Source organism: Xanthomonas sp. CPBF 426, from assembly GCF_903989465.1.
Taxonomy (GTDB): Bacteria; Pseudomonadota; Gammaproteobacteria; order Xanthomonadales; family Xanthomonadaceae; genus Xanthomonas; species Xanthomonas euroxanthea.
In genome coordinates this window covers 2,301,209-2,315,167 of the sequence record NZ_LR861805.1, presented here as the reverse complement: position 1 = coordinate 2,315,167, position 13,959 = coordinate 2,301,209, and the positions used below count along the sequence as shown (strand labels likewise).

Sequence of the window (13,959 nt, the reverse complement as noted above, 5' to 3'; positions counted from 1 at the left end):
CCGGCGCGGATGGATGCTGCCACCCAGATGGTGATCGACGGCCAGCGCGCGTTCGCGATGGTCGGGGCGATCATGTGGACGATGCTGCGCACCGGTGCGTTGCTGACCGCGATGCCGCTGATCGGCACGCGCGCGGTACCGGGACGGGTGCGGGTGATGCTGGCCGGCACCTTGTCGATGGTGCTGGCGCCGCTGCTGCCGCCGGTGCCGGACTGGGACGGATTCACCGCGCAGGCGGTGCTCAGCGTCGCCCGTGAGCTGGCGGTGGGCGCCAGCATGGGCTTCATGCTCAAGCTGATCTTCGAGGCCGGCGCGATGGCCGGCGAGCTGGTGTCGCAGTCCACCGGCCTGTCGTTCGCGCAGATGTCCGACCCGCTGCGCGGGGTGACCTCCGGGGTGATCGCGCAGTGGTTCTACCTGGGATTCGGCTTGCTGTTCTTCGCGGCCAACGGCCATCTTGCGGTGATCGCGCTGCTGGTGGACAGCTACAAGGCCCTGCCGATCGGCACCGCCATCCCCGACGCCGCCGCATTCGCGGAAGTGGCGCCCACCCTGTTCCTGCAGATCCTGCGCGGCGGGCTCACCCTGGCATTGCCGATGATGGTGGCGATGCTGGCGGTCAACCTGGCCTTCGGGGCGCTGGCCAAGGCCGCGCCGGCGTTGAACCCGATGCAGCTGGGCCTGCCGTTGACGGTGTTGCTGGGGCTGTTCCTGCTGTCCAGCTTCGCCAGCGAATTTGCCCCGCCCGTGCAGCGCATGTTCGATACCGCCTTCGACGCCGCCAGGGAATTGACCGCCTAGCGGGCACATCCGTAACTGTGAACTGCCTCAAGTTTCGCCCTGGCCAGCCGTCAACGCCACAGGACGATTGATACCGCCAGTCGCCATCACTCACCCCACGCCAACGCCCGCGGGAACCGATGCCCAACGTGTCTGCGCTGTTCGCTCCGATTGCGCCACGAGGCGGCCACTGGTGGGCCCGGGCCTGCGTCTGGATGCTGGGGATCGTGGTGTGCGGGCACGCCCAGGCACAGACCTACAGCTTCCGCGACTACGCCCAGGCCGATGGCCTGCAGGGCATGACCGTCAACAGCCTGCTCGAAGACCGCCAGGGCGTGGTCTGGGTGGGCACCGAGCTGGCCCTGCACCGCTTCGAGCGTGAGAGCTTCATACCGGTCGGCCAGGAAAGCGGCCTGGATGCGCGCTACATCCGTGCACTGGCGCTGGATGCGGCAGGACGGCTCTGGGTGGCCAGTGCCAACGGCGTGTTCGTCCGCGACGGTGGCGCATTCGTGCAACTCCTGCATGACGGCAAACCGATCCGCGCCGACAGCGGCAACGTGCTGGCCGCCTACGCCGACGGCATGGTGGTGGTCAGCGAGAACGCCTTGCTGCGCCTGTCGCCGGAGCGCACGGGCGGCTGGTCGGTGCGCCCGCTGCCGTTGCAGCTGGCCGATGGCACCTCCCTGCCCGCCGGCAAGGCACTGCTGGCCGATGGCACGGCGCTATGGACCAGCTGCGGACAGCACGTCTGCCGGATCGACGCGAACGGGCGCAGCGAGCTGCTCGGGCAAGCCGACGGTGTGCCGGAGCGGCAGTGGCGGGCGATCTTCCGCGACCACCAGGGCACCGTGTGGCTGCGTGGCGGTGGGCTGGTGCTGGCGCGCGCGCCGGGCGAGCGCGTATTCCGCAGTCATGCGCCGCCGGCAGGCACCAGCTTCGACACGCTCTCGGCGGCCACCACCCTGTCCGAAGACGCACAGGGCCGCCTGCTGACGCGGTCCGATCGCGGCCTGGTGCGCTGGGAAGGCGATCACTGGCGTTATTTCGGCCATGACCAGGGGCTGCCGATCAGCCCGATGGTCGGCCCGCTGATGATGCAAAGCACCGGCCAGCTGTGGATCGGCACCCGCGGCCTGGGCGTACAGCGCTGGCTGGGCTACGGCAACATCGAGCACTGGGACGAGCAGCAGGGGCTGGCAGAAGCGCCGACCTGGATGATCCAGCGCCTGCCCAGCGGGGAACTGCTGGTCGGCGGCGATGCCGGCTCCAACGTGCTGGATCCGCGCAGCGGCCGCATGCAACCCTGGACGCTGGACGACGGGCAGCCGCTGCTGCAGTCGATCTCCATGGCGCTCTCGCCGGCAGACGGCGCGGCCTGGGTGGCGCGCTCGTCCGGCGCACTGGCGCGGCGCGATCCGCACAGCGGCAGGACCGTCGACGTGCTGCAGCTGGGCCTGCCGATCAACAAGCTGCTGTTCGACGCCACCGGCACCTTGTGGATCACCACGCCGCGCGGCCTGTATCACATGCCGCCGGGCGCGCCGTATCAGGCCACCCGCGATGCGGGCGTGCCGGCCGCGTTCATAGGCGATGTCGATCTCGATCCCCGGGGCCGGCTCTGGGCCAGTACCCGCGAGGGGCTGTACAACCGGCGGGCGGACGGCACCTGGCAACGCGTGCAGGTGCGTGGCGCGCTGCCCAGCCAGGATTTCTTCCTGATCGATTTTGCCCCCGATGGCGAGCTGTGGATCTCGCTGCGCGATACCGGGCTGTGGCATGGCCGCCTGCAGGCCGATGGCGTGCTGGCGCTGCGCGCGGTCGACGACCCGCTGGTGGCGCGGGTGATGCCGTTCATCCTGCGCCACGACCGCAAGGGCCGGCTGTGGCTGGGCAGCAGCCAGGGCCTGGACATGCTGGAAAACGGCCACTGGTCGCGGGCTACGCGCACCGAGGGCCTGTTGTGGGACGACATGTCGGCCAATGCATTCTTCGAGGACGTGGATGGCAGCATCTGGCTCGGCAGCAGTCGCGGCGCCACCCATCTGATCGATCCGTTGCGCGTGTTCGCCGCACCGCCATTGCGCGCGGACATCCTGCGCGTGCGGCGTGGCAACCAGGCGATCACCGCAGGGACACAGGTCGATTGGTCGCAGGTGCCGCTGGATGTGGACATCAGCGCACCCGGCGCCGAAGGCGGCCCGGACCGCATCGGCTTCCGCTACCGGGTGGAGGGCCACCAGGCGCGCTGGACCACGACCTCGCTCAGCCACCTCACCTATCCCCTGTTGCCACCCGGCACCTACACGCTGGAAGTACAGGCGCTGGACGCCTACCAGCGCAGCGCCAGCCCGGTGGCGCGGCTGCCTTTCGTGCTGCGCCCACCGTGGTGGCGCGGCGCCCCGGCAATGGCCGGCTACGTGCTGCTGGGCATTGCGGCGGTGATTGCGTTGCTGCGCTGGCGCACGCGCAAGCTGCTGCGACGCAAGCGCGAGCTGGAGCAGCTGGTGGCCGAGCGCACCGCCGAGCTGGAGCAGGACAAGCGCGAGCTGGAAGCGGCGCGCGCCGAACTCGCGCTCAAGGCCACCCATGACGAATTGACCGGCCTGCTCAACCGCGCCGGCATCCTGCACGCGCTGCGCGGCATGCTGGCCCATGCCGATACCAGCGCGCAGCCGCTGGCGGTGGCGCTGATCGACCTGGACCACTTCAAGCTGGTCAACGACCTGCATGGCCATCTGGCCGGGGATGCGGTGCTGGCCGAGGTCGGCCGGCGCCTGGATACGCTGGTGCGCGGCGACGACCGCATCGGCCGCTACGGCGGCGAGGAATTGCTGGCGCTGCTGCCGGGGCTCGGTGCCGAGGCCAGCCATCGCCTGCAGGCGCTGCATCGCGGCATCTGCGGCGACTACCCCATCGATGGTGGCGTCTTGCCGGTGACCTGTTCGGTGGGCGTGGCCTGGTTCCAGCCGGGCGAAACCCTGGAACAACTGCTGGCCCGGGCCGACGCCGCGCTCTATCGCGCCAAGCGCAGTGGACGCAACCGCATCGATTACGACCAGGTGACCTACCACGCGGCGGCCAACGGCTGAACCTGCATTGCCACGCAAGCTGAAAAGCAGTGCCAATGCTGGGATCTGCAAACCGGCCGGGGCACGCAGCGCGCCTTACCGACGCATCGCCGACAACGCCATGTCTGCTGCCGAATGGAGGCCTGGGCGCGAGCAGCACGCAGCCGTTGCGCAACCGGCATCAAGCAATCTGCGTGATGGCGCCTGCAGCGACAGTGCGCGGTTCGGGAACAACAGGCCACTTATATGGCGGTGCCCGCTGCGCAATCACGCCACCATGCCTGCTCACGCATTAAAGAAACACACGTGAACAGCCGCTAGTCGGTTTACTGCGGCCTACGATGGGGGCCGCCCATGGCAAGCGTGAGACACCCGCGCGAAGGGCGCGGAGCACGCAGGCCGACGCGTGGGAGAGTGCAACGCCCGTGGGGTCTGAGTACCGCCAATGCAGGTCGTCACACCGGTGTGCACCGTTGCTGGCGGTGCTGCTGCTGGGATTGCTGTTGCTGGCCGATCTGGCTGCCGCGCAGAGCGCGAGCATTCGTCGCTATGCCCACGACCAGGGCCTGCTCGGGCTTGCCGGCACCTGTCTGCTGCAGACCCGCACCACGCTGTTGTGGGTGTGCACCGAAAGCGGCCTGTATCGCTACAACGGGCGCAGCTTCCAGCAGGTCGAGCTGGATGGCCTGCGCAACGAACCGATTGCCTCGATGAGCGAAGCCGCCGACGGGCGGCTGTGGGTGGCCGGCTTCCAGGCGCTGTTTGTCGGCGACGAGCACGGCTTCCGCAAGCTGGCCCCCGATGAGGCCGAACATCTGCAGGAAGACATGCTGCTGGCCAGTCCCTCCTGGGGCACGGTGCTGGCCAATGGCGGCACGCTGGAGCGGTTGAGCGCACGCGGCAATGGCCGCTGGCATAGCGAACCGTTGCTGGACACCGCCACCCGGGTGCGCGTGCCCGAACTGGCCAAGGTGCTGAGCCTGTCGGTGGAGGGCGACACCTTGTGGGCCGGCTGCGCCAGGCGGCTGTGCGCCATCGATGCGCAGCGCAAGGTGCAGGTCTACGGGCCGGACCAGGGCGTGCCGGAAGATCGCTGGTACAGCGTGTTGCGCGACCATGACGGCGCACTGTGGGTGCGTGGCACCGGCAACCTGCTGTATCGCGCGCCGGGCGCAAGCAGATTCAGTGTGCGGCCGCTGCCATTGCTCGATGGCAGCACCATCGGGCGACAGGCGCCGTTGGTGCTGGACCGCGAAGGGCGCGTGCTGGTCCGCCGCAACGACGGTCTGGCGCGCTGGGAAAACGGCCGCTGGCGCAGCTTCGGTGCCGGCAACGGGCTGCCGCCCGGCAGCAGCGATGCGATCCTGGTGGACCGCGATGGCGATGTCTGGATGACCGTCGATGGCGAAGGCCTGGTGCGCTGGGCCGGCTACGAATGGATCGAGAACTGGGACGCCTCGCAAGGCATGCCGGCCGCCCCCACCTGGTCGATCGCCCGCGACGCGCAGGGGGCGCTGCTGGTGGGCAACGAACACGGTGCCGGCCGCCAGGCCGATCCCGGGGGGCGGTTCGTTCCGGCCTTGCCTGCCTCCGGGATCCAGATCATTGGCATGCAACGCAGTGCCGACGGCAGCCTGTGGACGCTTAATTCGGCCGGTTTCCTGCGCCGCACCTGGCCGGATGGCCGCAGTGCCCAGGTCGCCAAGCTGCCGCGTACCGCGCGCCGCCTGCTGATCGACCGGCAGGGGCGGATGTGGATGCTCAGCGCGGGCGGGCTGTTCGTGATCCGGCGCCCGCTGGAAGGCGGCACGATGGAAGCGGTCGCCGACATGCCCACGATCGCCTATACCGACATCCAGCAGACCGCCAACGGCACGCTGTGGGTATCCACCGCCAACGGCCTGTTCCGCCTGCAGGGCGCGCGCTGGTCCAGGGTCGAGGTGCTGGTCAACGGCGGCACGTCCGACCCGTGGATCAGCAAGTTCCACATCAGCGATGGCGGCGAGGTGTGGCTGGCGTTCTATCGGCCCGGTCTCTGGCACGGCATGCTGCTGGGCGACCGGCTGGACCTGCAGGCGATCAGCGACGAAGCGCTGCGCGAGGTCGGCGTCTACCTGATGCGTGGCGACAGCATCGGCAGGGTCTGGGTGGGACACGCACGCGGCGTGGAGGTCTACGACGGGGAGCGTTGGGCGCATCTGTCGCAGTCGCAGGGCCTGCTGTGGGACGACATCTCCGAAGCGGCCTTCGCCGAGGATCCGGATGGATCGGTCTGGATCGGCACCTCGCGCGGCGTGAGTCATCTGCTGGATCCGGCGCAGCTGTTCGATGCGCGCCAGCCCAGCGTGCGCATCGACAGCGTCAGCCGCGGCGGCGTACCGGTGCAGCAAGGCCAGTTGCTGGGCTGGAGCGACAAGCCGCTGCATATCGAGCTGTCCACGATGGAGGTGTACGACGACCCGAGCCGCCTGACGGTGCGTTACCGCCTGCGCGGCCTGCACGACGCATGGATCCAGAGCGAGGACCTGTCGATCGACCAACCGCCGCTGCCCTCCGGGCATTTCCGCCTGCAGGTGCAGGTCCTGGACCGCTACCGCCGCACGGCCTCGCCGATCGCCGAGCTGGCGTTTGCGGTGGCGCCGCTGTGGTGGCGTAGCCCGCCGGCGATCGCGTTGTACGTGCTGATCGGCAGCGCATTGCTGGCCGGCCTGTGGCGCTGGCGGCATCGCCATCTGGTTGCACGCGAGCGCATGCTCGCCGAACTGGTGGCCGAGCGCACCTACCAGCTGGAACACGAAAAACGCGACCTGGAAAGCGCGCGCGCAGCGCTGGCCCTGAAGGCCAGCCACGATGCCCTGACCGGCCTGCTCAACCGCTCCGGCGTGCTCGACGCCATGGCCGAAGAACTGCAGGCCTGCGCGCACGGCGGCCATCCGCTGGCGGTGGTGCTGATCGATCTGGACCACTTCAAGCTGGTCAACGACCAGCACGGGCACCTGGTCGGTGATGCGGTGCTGGCCAAGGTGGGTGCGCGCCTGAGCGGCTGCCTGCGTGACTCGGACAGGGTGGGCCGTTATGGCGGCGAGGAACTGCTGTTGCTGCTGCCGGGCATGTCGCGGCACAGCCAGCACCGGCTGCGCGCCATCCACGAAAAGCTCAGCCTGGCACCGTACGAGGTCGGCACCACCCGGCCGCTGCAGGTGACCTGTTCGGTGGGCGTGGCCTGGTTCCGGAGCGGCGACAACGCCGCCACGCTGCTGGCGCGTGCCGACGAAGCGCTGTACCGAGCCAAGCGGCATGGCCGCAATCGCATCGAACCGGAAGAGCCCGAATCGTCGGTGGCATGAGCATGCGCGTTGCCGCTCGGGCGTAGGTCGGTTCGACACCCACGTACGGATCCTGCTTCCGATATACGGCACCCACGCGTGCGGTGACGCCGGCCCGCCTGCCGATCCCAGGTGCGGCAGCATCGTCGCCTTGCGCAGAAACTGCATGGCTGACGCGCCACATCACCGCATCGCCTGCCGCCCGCTCCAGGCCGATCAGCGCATGCGCGTTGGATCGCCGCTGGCTGCCCGCAGGCGCTCAAGAACTGGCGCCCGGGGTCGCTACGTGCTTGAGCAAGCGCGTCCTTCGGCGCTGGAAGTGGATGGGTGGTCGGAACCTACAACCCTGGCATGGTGATGCTGTCGCTGGTGGTGGCCGTGCTGGCCTCCTATACCGCGCTGCATCTGGCCGCACGTGTGACGGCCAGTCGTGGCAGCGATGCCGTGGCCTGGCTGATGGGCGGCGCGGTGGCGATGGGCATCGGCATCTGGTCGATGCACTTCGTCGGCATGCTGGCGTTTCGCCTGCCGATTCCGCTGGGCTACGACCTGGCGCTGACCACCTGGTCGATGCTGGCGGCGATTCTGGCCGCGGCCCTGGCGCTGTGGTTGACCTCGCGTGCGAACCTGCCGTGGCCGCGGCTGGGCCTGGGTGCGGTGCTGATGGGGCTGGGCATTGCGTTGATGCACTACATGGGCATGGGCGCGCTGCGCATGTCCCCGGCCATCAGCTACGACCCGCTGCTGTTCGGGCTGTCCATCCTCATCGCCATCGGCGCCTCGGCAGCGGCGTTGTGGATCGCCTTCCGGCTGCGCCACGGCGGCCGCCGCTACAGCCTGCGGCTGATCGCGGCGATGATCATGGGCGTGGCGATCGTGGGCATGCATTACACCGGCATGGCGGCCGCGCGGTTCGCGCCCGGCAGCCTCTGCGGTGCGGCGGCCGGTGCGCACCTGCCGCTGCCCTGGCTGGCGGCCGTGGTGGTGCTGGTCACGCTGGCGCTGCTGGCGCTGGCGTTGGTGATCTCGGTACTGTCGCGGCGGTTCCAGCAACGCACCGACGTGCTCTCTGCATCGTTGGCACAGGCCAATGCCGAGCTGGTGCAGGCGGCCCTGTACGACCCGCTCACCCGCCTGCCCAACCGCGTGCTGCTGCACGAGCACGTGCTGCAGGGCATCGACCGCGCACAACGCGACGGGCAACGCTTTGCGGTGATGCTGATCAACCTGGATGGATTCAAGGCGATCAACGATGGCTACGGCCACCCGTTCGGCGACCAGTTGCTGGTGGCGGTGGCCGAGCGCATGCGTGCACACCGGCGCGCCCATGGCAGCCTGGCGCGGCTGGGTGCCGACGAGTTCGTGCTGGTGTCGGCCATCGCCGACCCCGAGGATGCCGCCGCGATCGCCGCGCATCTGCTGCAGGCACTGGCGGTGCCGTTCCTGGTCGCCAACCAGGAATTGCGCCTCAGCAGCAGTGTCGGCATTGCGCTGTATCCGGAGGATGCCGGCAGCGAGCATCAGTTGATGACCCATGCCGATGCGGCGATGCGTCACGCCAAGCAGGCCGGCCGCAACCGTTACAGCTTTTTCGAGCGCTCGATGACCGGCACCACCCGCGAACGCCTGCAGCTGCTGCAGGATCTGCCGCGTGCGCTGGAACTGGGCCAGTTCGTGCTGCATTACCAGCCCAAGTACTGCGCCGACGACGGCCGCCCGATCGGTGCCGAGGCGCTGATCCGCTGGCAGCACCCCGAGCGCGGCCTGGTGCCGCCGGACAGCTTCATCCCGCTGGCCGAGCGCAGCGGCATGATCGGCCCGCTCGGCAGCTGGGTCCTGCAGCAGGCCTGCCGGCAGATGCGTGACTGGCGCGAGGCCGGACATGGGCACTGGCGCGTGGCGGTCAACCTGTCGGCCACGCAACTGGCCTCGCCCAGCCTGCTGGACGAGGTGGCCACGACCCTGGCCGACTACGCGATCCCGCCGGCCCAGCTCACCCTGGAAATCACCGAGAGCATGGCCATGCGCGATGCCGAAGCCTGCCTGCGCACGCTCGGCCAGCTCAACACGCTGGGCGTGCGCATCGCCATCGACGACTTCGGCACCGGCTATTCCAACCTGATGTACCTGCGCAAGCTGCCCGCGCACGAACTCAAGATCGACCGCAGCTTCGTGCAGGCCCTGGACAACGGCCCGGAAGACATCGCCATCGTCGCCGCGGTGGTGGCGCTGGCCCACACCATGCGCCTGCAGGTGGTGGCCGAGGGCGTGGAGACCGCCGCCCAGCGCAACACCCTGGAACGGCTGGGCTGCGACCAGCTGCAGGGCTATCTGCTGGGCCGGCCGATGGACGCCGAGCACTTCATCGCGGTGGTGGTCGCCCAACGCGACGGCGCAATTCGCCCGACCGGTTAAGCGAAAGGCGTCAAAACGATCGCTGCCCCGGCATCTGCCATCAATCTCTGAACCGCCAACCAAGCCAAGCACCAGCCTGCACTTGGTCCGCCGCCCCCATTTCCTGCCTGCGGCCCTCCCCCGCGCACGCGGCGACCTGCGCGCCTTCCAACTGCAACAGCCGTCGCAGGCGCGCAGGCGGGGCGATCTATCGCGATAGCAGCGCCATCCACAGAGCCCGGCGTGCGCTTGCTCACCACCAGCCACAACACCCCGCCAGCGGCTCCACGCGATCACCGCTCTCCGATTCCCCAACCCGATTCCCCAACCCGATTCCCCAATCCCGATTCCCGATTCCCGGTCCCAACTGGAACGCAGCTTGCATGAGACCAGGCTGATCCCCCACCGGCATCTCCATGTCCGAGTCCGAAGACGGCGGCGAACGCACAGAGCTTCCCACCGAAAAACGCCTGCGCGAAGCCCGCGAGCAGGGCAACATCCCGCAATCGCGCGAGTTGTCCACCGCTGCGGTGTTCGGCGCCGGCGTGTTCGCGCTGATGGCCCTGGCCCGCGGCATCGGCGATGGCGCCAGCGTGTGGATGAAGACCGCGCTCAGCCCGGACCCGAAGATGCGTGAAAACCCGATGGCGCTGTTCGGCCATTTCGGCGACCTGCTGCTGCAACTGCTGTGGGTGATGCTGCCGCTGATCGGCATCTGCCTGGCCGCCGGCCTGGCCGGCCCGTTGCTGATGAGCGGGCTGCGGTTTTCCGGCAAGGCGATCATGCCCGACCTCACCAAGCTCAACCCGGCCAACGGGATCAAGCGCATGTGGGGCAGCAACAGCCTGGCCGAGCTGGTCAAGTCGGTGCTGCGGCTGCTGTTCGTCGGCCTGGCCGCCAGCCTGTGCATCTCCAAGGGCCTGCACGGCCTGCGCTCGCTGGTGAACCAGCCGCTGGAACAGGCCGTGGGCAACGGCCTGGACTTCACCAAGAGCCTGCTGTTCTACACCGCAGGCGCGCTGGTGCTGCTGGCCGCCATCGACGCGCCGTACCAGAAGTGGAACTGGCTGCGGAAGCTCAAGATGACCCGCGAAGAGATCAAGCGCGAGATGAAGGAAAGCGAGGGCAGCCCGGAGGTCAAGGGCCGCATCCGCCAGATGCAGATGCAGATGTCGCAGCGCCAGATGATGGAAGCGGTGCCCAAGGCCGACGTGGTGCTGATGAATCCGACCCACTATGCGGTGGCGCTCAAGTACGAAGGCGGCAAGATGCGCGCCCCGATCGTGGTGGCCAAGGGCGTGGACGAAATGGCCTTCCGCATCCGCGAAGCCTGCGAACAGCACCGGGTGGCGATCGTCACCGCCCCGCCTTTGGCACGCGCCTTGTATAGAGAAGCGCAAATTGGCAAGGAAATTCCCGTGAGACTCTATTCGGTCGTGGCCCAGGTGCTGTCCTACGTCTACCAGCTGCGTGGCTGGAACGGCGGCCCGATGCCGGAATTGCCGTCGCTGGACGTGGATGAGTTCGGCAAGGGAGCCAGCGCATGAGCGCCCAACCCGCCCCGATGAACGCCCGGCGCATCATGGAGTTGCTGCGCAACGGCCTGGGCGCGCCACTGGCCCTGATGGCCATGCTGGCCATGCTGATGGTGCCGCTGGCCGCACCGGTGCTGGATGCCCTGTTCACCTTCAACATCGCCATCTCGCTGATGGTGCTGCTGGCGGTGGTGTACGTGCAGCGCCCGCTGGAATTCACCATTTTCCCGATCGTGTTGTTGATGACCACGATGCTGCGGCTGGCGCTGAATGTGGCCTCCAGCCGCGTGATCCTGATCAACGGCCAGGACGGCCATGCCGCGGCCGGCAAGGTGATCGAGGCGTTCGGCCAGTTCGTCATCGGCGGCAACTACGCCGTGGGCATCGTGGTGTTCGCGATCCTGACCATCATCAACTTCGTGGTCATCACCAAGGGTGCCGGGCGCGTGTCGGAAGTGACCGCCCGCTTCATCCTGGACGCCATGCCCGGCAAGCAGATGGCCATCGACGCCGACCTCAACGCCGGTTTGCTGACGCGCGAGGAAGCCAAGGCCCGCCGCGAGGAAGTCCGCGAGGAAGCCGACTTCTACGGTGCGATGGACGGTGCCAACAAGTTCATCCGCGGCGACGCCATCGCCGCCATCCTGATCCTGTTCATCAACCTGGTCGGCGGCATGGCGGTGGGCATGTTCCAGCACGGCATGAGCTTTGTGGATGCCGCCTCCACCTACACCCTGCTGTCGATCGGCGACGGCCTGGTGGCACAGCTGCCGGCCCTGCTGGTGTCGTCCTCGGTGGCCCTGCTGGTGACCCGCGCCTCGCGCGCGCAGGACATGCGCGGCGCCATGATCAGCCAGGTGTTCGGCCAGCACCGCGCCCTCGCGGTGGCCGCGGCCATCCTGGGCCTGGTCGGCCTGGTGCCCGGCATGCCCAACGTCGCGTTTTTGACGCTGGGCCTGATCCTGGGCGTGATCGCCTGGAAAATGTACAAGCGCAGCCTGGTCATCCCGCCGACCGGCGACCCGGCCACCGACCCCAAGGCCGCCGCGGCGGCCACCGCCGCCCAGGCCAGCTCCGAGCTGAGCTGGGACGAGCTGCGCCCGATCGACCCGCTGGGCCTGGAAGTGGGCTACCGGCTGATTCCGCTGGTGGACAAGAACCAGGGCGGCGAACTGATGGCGCGCATCAAGGGCGTGCGCCGCAAGCTCACCCAGGACATCGGCTTCCTGGTGCCGCCAGTGCATATCCGCGACAACCTGGAGCTGTCGGCCAACGCGTATCGGCTGCTGGTGCACGGCGTGCCGGTGGCCACCGCGGAAATCTATCCCGATCGCGAACTGGCGCTGGACCCGGGCGGTGCGCTCGGCCAGCTCGACGGCATTCCCGGCAAGGACCCGGCGTTCGGCCTGGATGCCACCTGGATCCAGCCGCATCAACGCGCCTATGCCGAATCGATGGGCTACACCGTGGTCGACCCGGCCACCGTGGTCGCCACCCATCTGTCGCACCTGATCCGCGAACACGCCCCGGAACTGCTCGGCCACGAGGAAGTGCAGCAGTTGCTGGCGACCCTGGCCAAGACCGCGCCGAAGATGGTCGAGGACCTCACGCCGAAGGCGCTGCCGCTGTCGGTGGTGGTGCGCGTGCTGCAGAACCTGCTGATCGAGCGCATCCCGGTGCGCCAGCTGCGCAAGATCGTCGAAGCCCTGGTCGAACACGCCCCGCACAGCCAGGACCCCACCACCCTCACCGCCGCGGTGCGCACCTCGCTGGGCCGCTTCATCGTGCAGGAGATCGCCGGCATGTCGGCCGAGCTGCCGGTCTACACGCTGGCCCCGCAGCTGGAGCGCGTGCTGCAGGAATCCACCCACGGCAACGGCGTGGCGCTGGAACCCGGCCTGGCCGAGCGCCTGCACCAGAGCCTGGCCGACTGCGTCGGCAAGCAGGAAGCCCGCAACGAACCGGCGGTGGTGCTGGTGCCCGGCCAGGTCCGCGCCGCGCTGGCCCGCCTGGTCCGCCACAGCGTCCCGTCCCTGTCGGTGCTGGCCTACAGCGAAGTGCCCGAAGACAAGCGCCTGAAGCTGGTCGGCACGATCAGCTGAGGCGTAGGAGCGCACCCGGGCGCGACGGGCTTTCCCAGGACAGCCCCATCGCGCCCTGGTGCGCTCCTACGACGCGCCGGGTATCCGACGGCACGCCGCAAACCAGGACACCCCTGTAGGAGCGCACCTGGGCGCGACCGGCCTTACCGGGACAGCCCCGTCGCGCCCGGGTGCGCTCCTACGACGCGCCGGGTATCCGACGGCACGGCCGCAAACCAGAACACCCCTGTAGGAGCGCACCCGGGCGCGACCGGCGTTACCGGGACAGCCCGTCGCGCCCGGGTGCGCTCCTACGAAATCGTCAGGCCGTTGTGCCTCCACCACGCCGACCGGCAACGCGTTCAGACCGACCGCCACACCCGGCGTCGGAAAGCCGCCACCGGTCCGGCCATCCAATCGATTGCACGCCGCCGGCCGTTTCGAGGCGTGCCGGGCACAGCAATCCCGGCGCCCGCACCGCCAGCGCATCCGCCCGCACGGGCAATGCCAACACCGTGCCGGCCCGGAGAAAAGTCAATCAATCCATTGACTTGAACTCCCAATCCGGACCAGACGCACAGCCGCCGCCCCACCCCGACCGACCAGGGTCCCCGCGCCGGAACCCTGGCACCACGTTTTGGCACACCACATGCATTAGCTCTGGCGAGACCGCAGCCAGCGTCACCGCTGCGGGGCGAGAGCAGCACTTGGAACAACCGAACGGGACAGGCACCTCATGACGCTGGCAACGCACCCACATTCATCGCGCACC

Annotated in this window: 6 protein-coding genes; all 6 read left to right on the top strand. The window is 68.8% G+C overall.

What is annotated here, in order from left to right:
- Nucleotides 1–9: 9 nt before the first annotated feature.
- The 6 genes from fliR (at nucleotide 10) to flhA (ending at nucleotide 13,208) form a co-directional block, all read left to right on the top strand.
- Nucleotides 10–801 (top strand): flagellar biosynthetic protein FliR, encoded by a 792-nt coding sequence (gene fliR, locus H7A87_RS09875; protein ID WP_053051291.1) that lies wholly within the window; start codon nucleotides 10–12, stop codon nucleotides 799–801.
- 119 nt (nucleotides 802–920) lie between these two features.
- On the top strand, nucleotides 921–3,872 hold the full coding sequence (locus tag H7A87_RS09870) for a diguanylate cyclase (protein ID WP_180496967.1): 2,952 nt from the start codon (nucleotides 921–923) through the stop codon (nucleotides 3,870–3,872).
- Nucleotides 3,873–4,276: 404 nt separating this feature from the next.
- The gene (locus tag H7A87_RS09865) at nucleotides 4,277–7,198 is read left to right on the top strand and encodes a ligand-binding sensor domain-containing diguanylate cyclase (RefSeq protein ID WP_180496966.1); all 2,922 of its coding nucleotides are present in this window, start codon (nucleotides 4,277–4,279) and stop codon (nucleotides 7,196–7,198) included.
- A 306-nt stretch (nucleotides 7,199–7,504) separates the two neighbouring features.
- Entirely contained in the window at nucleotides 7,505–9,592 is a 2,088-nt protein-coding gene (locus H7A87_RS09860) for an EAL domain-containing protein (protein WP_119128797.1), read from the top strand.
- Between the two features lie 395 nt (nucleotides 9,593–9,987).
- A complete protein-coding gene (flhB, locus tag H7A87_RS09855) occupies nucleotides 9,988–11,118 on the top strand; it encodes a flagellar biosynthesis protein FlhB (protein ID WP_104585136.1) in 1,131 nt (376 codons plus the stop codon).
- 17 nt (nucleotides 11,119–11,135) lie between these two features.
- Complete coding sequence (gene flhA / locus H7A87_RS09850; RefSeq protein ID WP_024937671.1) at nucleotides 11,136–13,208, top strand: flagellar biosynthesis protein FlhA; 2,073 nt, start codon at nucleotides 11,136–11,138, stop codon at nucleotides 13,206–13,208.
- Nucleotides 13,209–13,959 lie beyond the last annotated feature (751 nt).

Coding starts and splice junctions, on each gene's coding strand:
- fliR (WP_053051291.1), top strand. CDS start 10: ATGGATGCTGCCACCCAGATGGTGATCGACGGCCAGCGCGCGTTCGCG.
- H7A87_RS09870 (WP_180496967.1), top strand. CDS start 921: ATGCCCAACGTGTCTGCGCTGTTCGCTCCGATTGCGCCACGAGGCGGC.
- flhB (WP_104585136.1), top strand. CDS start 9,988: ATGTCCGAGTCCGAAGACGGCGGCGAACGCACAGAGCTTCCCACCGAA.
- flhA (WP_024937671.1), top strand. CDS start 11,136: ATGAACGCCCGGCGCATCATGGAGTTGCTGCGCAACGGCCTGGGCGCG.